We start from the raw sequence: 5,604 nt of genomic DNA, 5'->3' as shown, positions 1-5,604 counted from the left end.
GATTCCGCTAGCGAGAAATTCGCCAATAAGCGTGCCTTTCGCGATATGATTATTATATTAAAACAGTCTATTGTTAACTTATTGCAGCGCAATATCATGGCTTTGCGCAGGCTGCGTCAACTCTTTTCTTTTCGGCGCGCTTGCGACGGCGGCGCGCCGCTGGTAGATAGGCCCCGCCTCGGTAACCAAGCCGGGGCATTCGCTTTGGTTTTCGACATCGGGCCGCGCCGGCAGTTCGCTTAGCGAACTTTTCGTCCAGCCTCGCGTTTTAGCCGCGGGGGACGTCCGATCGCCGAAAGCCGATCTGCAACGCTAACCCTTGCCGGCGCCGCCCTCTCTGGGCTCTCAGGAGAACAAATGTCCGCCACGACCGATCGCGCGCCTACGCGCGAAGATTTCGCCGCTCTGCTTGACGAGAGCTATGGCCAGAACGAGGCCTTCGAAGGCTCCGTCATCAAGGGCCGCGTCGTCGCCATCGAAAAGGATGTCGCCGTCATCGACATCGGCCTCAAGACCGAGGGCCGCGTCGCCATCAAGGAATTCACCGGCTATGGCCGCGACCCCGCCCCCCAAGTGGGCGAAGAGGTCGAAGTCTACCTGGAGCGCGTCGAGAACGCGCTCGGCGAAGCCGTCATTTCGCGCGACAAGGCGCGCCGCGAAGAGAGCTGGGTCAAGCTCGAAAAGGCCTTCGAGACCAATGAAAAGGTCGAGGGCGTCATCTTCAATCAGGTCAAGGGCGGCTTCACCGTCGACCTCGACGGCGCCGTGGCCTTTCTGCCGCGCAGCCAGGTCGACATCCGACCGATCCGCGACGTCGGCCCGCTGATGAACGTGCCGCAGCCGTTCCACATCCTGAAGATGGACCGCCGGCGCGGCAATATCGTCGTCTCGCGCCGCACCGTGCTCGAAGAGAGCCGCGCCGAGCAGCGCCATGAGATCGTCGCCAACCTCGAAGAGGGACAGGTGATCGACGGCGTCGTGAAGAATATCACCGACTACGGCGCCTTCGTGGATCTCGGCGGCATCGACGGCCTGCTGCATGTCACCGACATCGCATGGCGGCGCGTCAATCATCCGTCCGAGGTGCTGACCATCGGTCAGACCGTCAAGGTGAAGATCATCAAGATCAATCACGAGACGCACCGCATCTCGCTCGGCATGAAGCAGCTCCTCGAGGATCCCTGGCAGGGCATCGAGGCGAAATATCCGATCAGCGCCAGATTCCACGGCCGCGTGACCAACATCACCGACTACGGCGCTTTCGTCGAACTGGAGCCTGGCATCGAAGGCCTCGTCCATGTCTCGGAAATGAGCTGGACGAAAAAGAACGTCCACCCCGGCAAGATCGTCTCGACGAGCCAGGAAGTCGACGTTCAGGTGCTCGAGGTCGATCCGGTCAAGCGCCGAATCTCGCTGGGCCTCAAGCAGTGCCTGCAGAATCCGTGGGAGGCCTTCGCCGAGAAGCATCCGATCGGCTCGACCGTCTCTGGCGAAGTGAAGAACAAGACCGAGTTCGGGCTCTTCATCGGCCTCGACGGCGACGTTGACGGCATGGTCCATCTGTCGGATCTCGACTGGAACCGTCCCGGCGAGCAGGTCATCGAGGAGTATAAGAAGGGCGACACGATCAACGCCCAGGTCCTCGACGTCGACGTGGAGAAGGAGCGCATTTCGCTTGGCGTCAAGCAGCTCGCGGGCGATCCGTTCGCTTCCGTCAGCGCCGAAGAAGGCGCCGAGCTCAGAAAGGGCCTCGTCATCACCTGCGAGGTGATCGAGGTGAAGGATTCCGGCATCGACGTAAAGATCACCGGCACCGATCTCTCCACCTTCATCAAGCGCAGCGAACTCGCTCGCGACCGCGCCGACCAGCGTCCCGAACGGTTCGCCGTCGGCGAGAAGGTCGACGCCCGCGTGACGCTGTTCGACCGCAAGGCCCGCAAGGTCTCCGTCTCGATCAAGGCGCTCGAAGTCGCTGAAGAGAAGGAGGCCATCGCGCAATATGGCTCGGCCGACTCCGGCGCTTCATTGGGCGACATCCTTGGCGCGGCGCTCAAAGCCCGCGAAGAGACGCCCAAGAAAGCCAAGAAGGACGACGAGGAGTAAGATCTCCTCGACCGCGAGTTTCAGGCCCGCGCCGCAAGGCGCGGGCTTTTCTTTGCGCCTCGCGTAAACCTTTCATTCACCAAACCCCAATTCGCGCAGAGCCGTTAACGCTAACTTCTGAAACGACTGGGCAAAGTCGGCGTGTTTTCCGCCCGCGGCCGCCGCGGGCCGCCGGAGTCGCGTCCCATGAGCGTTGCCGAATTCGACCCCAACTACAGGCGTTATGCGCAGCCGCTGCGCGCCCGCCCGGCGGGCGTTCGCGCAGCGATCGGAATGGGCGTCGGCGCGACGCTCATTCTCCTCGCCGCACTCGTCCTTCTTCCGCGCGGACCTCAGATCCCAGAACCGAAAGTCGCTGCGAACGTCGAGCAACCGCGCGTCCCTGTCGCGCCATCGCGCAAGATTTCCACCAAGGTTTCCGTCGAAGCCATCGAGGCCTCGGCGCTGATGGCGAAGCCCTTCAGCGCATTCGACATCGCCGCGCCGGAATTCGACCGGGAGAAAAAAACGCTCGCCGTGCGCGACAGCGAGAACGGCTCCGGCCGTATCGACACGATCGCCGTGGGGCAATTCGCCATGGGCGCGCCCTTCATGCGCGTCGATATTCATCAGGATATCGTCGACAAGGAAAAGACGTCCGATTTCTTCCTCGACATGACCCGACACGCCGCCCAGGCCGGCCTTAACGTCGCGAAGATCGGCCAGCCGAGCGCGCTCATCACCAAATTCGGGGCGTTTGAGACGGCCGAAATACGGCTCTCGCAAACTGCATCCGAAGGCGTCGCGGCGAGCGAACGCAGCTGCCTTGCCGCACGTTTCATCGATGGCAAGCTCGCTCTCGAAATCGCCGGACTGGCCTGCGGCGAATCGGCGAAACCGATCGACCGGGTCGCGCTCGGCTGCATGTTGGACCACATCAACTACACGGCGAGTCGGGATAATCCGGCGCTGAACGACTTCTTCGCGCAAGCGGCGTCGACGCGCGCCATTGGCTGCGGCAACATCTCGCGCGACGACCTGACCGCGACCATCCCGGCGCAAAAGAACGCCGCGCGTCCGGCGCAGGGCGCGCGCCGCGCGCATGCGAGGCCATCGCGCCAAGGCGCAGAGATCACGCGCTAGGCGTTCCGCATTCACCCTGACGGCGGATTGCTGGCGGGAAAAGCCCGCTTTAATTCGCTTTTGCGAAACGATCCGCTATTATGATCCTAGGCGTTCAGTCCAAAGGGGATCGTGATGCGCAAGAATAGAGTGCTGTCGGCGGGGCTCGCCTGTCTGGTGTTGTTCGCGGCGGGCGATGCGCTCGCGAAGTCCCGCTATCGCGTCGCCTCGGGCGATGCGTGTTGCGGCCGCGGTCCGATCGACATCCAGCGCCGCAGCTGGCTCGATCCCGGCACCCAGGTGCCGGTCGGCAGCACCAACCGCTACATGGTCCAGCAGACCTACCTCAATCACGATCCGATCGAGCGCAACCAGCGTAGCTGGTATATGCAGGAGACGCTTCCGCAGCGGCCGCCTTATAACGCCAGCATGATCGTGCCTTACGACGAGGGTTTCCCGTTCTGGTGGCCGTAAGTCGGGCTTTTTTCCATGAATCTTGACTTCAGGGGCGCTTTCCTTTAGCTCCCCACGAGCCTGACGCGGCCCGTTCGCGCCAGGCCAGCACCCGTGGCGTTTGCTGCAAACGCCTGTCGGCCGTTATGACGGCAGAGGAGGGCGCGTTCTTGATGCCCCGGCGCTGGCCGGGGGCGGCGAGAGACGCGATTCTGGACGACGTCCGAGCGCAAGGCTCCGGACGATTTTCGTCTGTCGCCTCTCGCACGCAACAAACGCGATGATGAGAGGACGAAGTCAAAGTGACGAAGCGCGCAGAATCAAAATACAAGCTCGACCGCCGCCTGGGCCAGAACATCTGGGGCCGGCCGAAGAGCCCGGTCAACCGCCGCGAATATGGCCCCGGCCAACACGGACAGCGGCGCAAGGGCAAGCTCTCCGACTATGGCACGCAGCTCAAAGCCAAGCAGAAGCTCAAGGGCTATTACGGCAATATTTCCGAAAAGCAGTTTCGCAAATATTATGCGGAAGCGATCCGGTTGAAGGGCGACTCGGGCGATAATCTGATCGGCCTTTTGGAGCGGCGCCTTGACGCGATCGTCTATCGCGCGAAATTCGTTCCGACGGTTTTCGCCGCGCGCCAGTTCGTCAATCACGGCCACATCCGCGTCAACGGCAAGCGCGTCAACATTCCGTCTTATCAGGTGAAGGTCGGCGACGTGATCGAGGTGAAGGAAGCCTCGAAACAGGCGGTGACCGTTCTCGAGGCGGTTCAGCTCGCCGAGCGCGACGCCCCGGAATATTACGACGTCGACCACACCAAAATGGTCGCGAAGCTCATCCGGGTGCCGCATGCGACGGAGGTGCCCTATCCGGTGCAGATGGAGCCGAACCTCGTCATCGAGTTCTATTCGCGCTAACCTCGACGCGCAGCAATGTGAAGAAGACAGCCGCGTCGAGCGGCTGTTTTTTTATGCCCGAATTGTTGACTGTGGGTCCGCAATCGGAAAGTCTAACGCGCAAAAGCGCCGTCATCGCTTGCGAGCAGCTGAAGACGGCCGACCAAGGGAAACGCAGAAGGAGAGGCGTGTGTCCGGGCTATCGAAGAAGCCGCCGGCCGAGCAGGAACGCGGTCAGCGTCCCCTCTGGATTGCGATCGGCGGCTTGCTGGTCAGCGTCATCAGCTACACCATGCGGGACCTGATGCTCGGCGACGTCGTTTTCTGGTTCGGCGTCGTGCTCGCTTTTATCGGCGTGCTTTACTGGTTCATTCGGCCGAAACACGGGCTGTAGCGCCCGGTTAGCGCCCCTCCTCGCCAGATTTGATTTGCCACAATTGTCGAAGACGATATGGTCTTTGGCGTCGCAACAGTTACGGACCGCACATGCCCTTCGCTTTTATGCCCCGTCGTCGTTTCCTTGTCGGCGCCGCCTGCGCGCTCCTCGCCGCAATGCCCGCCCTTGCCGAAAAGTCTGCTTCGGGCAAGGTCGCAATTGACGAGCTGATGGCGCCGAACGCTCTGCCCGACGTGGTGGAAGGCGCGGCGGACGCTCCCGTGACGATCGTCGAATATGCTTCGATGACGTGCAGCCACTGCGCGGCGTTCCATCACGACGTGTATCCGGAGCTGAAGAAGAACTATATCGACACGGGCAAGGCGAAATTCATTCTGCGTGAGTTCCCGCTCGATCCGCTCGCGACGGCCGCTTTCATGCTGGCGCGCGAACTCGGCGACAAGCGCGACGCGACGGTCGATCTTCTGTTCTCGCAGCAGAAGAACTGGGCCTTTTCCGACAAGCCGCTCGACGGCTTGGCCAATGTCTTGAAACAGGCTGGGATCGGCCAGGAGAAGTTCGAGGCCGTCTTAAAGGATCAGACGCTTTACGAAAACGTCAATAAGGTGCGTAATCGCGCCGCCGAGAAATTTGGCGTCAACTCGACGCCGA

The 5,604-nt window shown here is 61.8% G+C and carries 7 protein-coding genes; all 7 read left to right on the top strand.

What is annotated here, in order from left to right; all coding sequences use genetic code 11:
- Positions 1-243: hypothetical protein (locus tag QZ964_RS19610; protein ID WP_292533739.1), on the top strand; the 243-nt coding region annotated here is incomplete at its 5' end.
- A gap of 114 nt (positions 244-357) precedes the next feature.
- Positions 358-2,103, top strand: coding sequence for a 30S ribosomal protein S1 (gene rpsA, locus QZ964_RS19605; protein ID WP_196405193.1), 1,746 nt, complete (start codon positions 358-360; stop codon positions 2,101-2,103).
- Between the two features lie 186 nt (positions 2,104-2,289).
- Entirely contained in the window at positions 2,290-3,225 is a 936-nt protein-coding gene (locus QZ964_RS19600) for a hypothetical protein (protein WP_292533738.1), read from the top strand.
- 114 nt (positions 3,226-3,339) lie between these two features.
- Positions 3,340-3,678 carry a hypothetical protein gene (locus tag QZ964_RS19595; protein WP_196405191.1) on the top strand — a complete coding sequence of 113 codons (339 nt, stop codon included), beginning with the start codon at positions 3,340-3,342 and terminating at the stop codon, positions 3,676-3,678.
- Between the two features lie 281 nt (positions 3,679-3,959).
- On the top strand, positions 3,960-4,577 hold the full coding sequence (gene rpsD / locus QZ964_RS19590; RefSeq protein ID WP_292533736.1) for a 30S ribosomal protein S4: 618 nt from the start codon (positions 3,960-3,962) through the stop codon (positions 4,575-4,577).
- A 169-nt stretch (positions 4,578-4,746) separates the two neighbouring features.
- Positions 4,747-4,950 (top strand): hypothetical protein, encoded by a 204-nt coding sequence (locus tag QZ964_RS19585; protein ID WP_196392930.1) that lies wholly within the window; start codon positions 4,747-4,749, stop codon positions 4,948-4,950.
- 92 nt (positions 4,951-5,042) lie between these two features.
- Positions 5,043-5,604: thioredoxin domain-containing protein (locus QZ964_RS19580; protein ID WP_292533733.1), on the top strand; the 562-nt coding region annotated here is incomplete at its 3' end.

The sequence above is a fragment of the Methylocystis sp. genome (assembly GCF_021731785.1).
Classification (GTDB): Bacteria; Pseudomonadota; Alphaproteobacteria; order Rhizobiales; family Beijerinckiaceae; genus Methylocystis.
The sequence above is the reverse complement of the archived record's forward strand: the minus strand, read 5'-3'. Positions and strand labels throughout refer to the sequence as shown.

Coding starts and splice junctions, on each gene's coding strand:
- rpsA (WP_196405193.1), top strand. CDS start 358: ATGTCCGCCACGACCGATCGCGCGCCTACGCGCGAAGATTTCGCCGCT.
- QZ964_RS19600 (WP_292533738.1), top strand. CDS start 2,290: ATGAGCGTTGCCGAATTCGACCCCAACTACAGGCGTTATGCGCAGCCG.
- QZ964_RS19595 (WP_196405191.1), top strand. CDS start 3,340: ATGCGCAAGAATAGAGTGCTGTCGGCGGGGCTCGCCTGTCTGGTGTTG.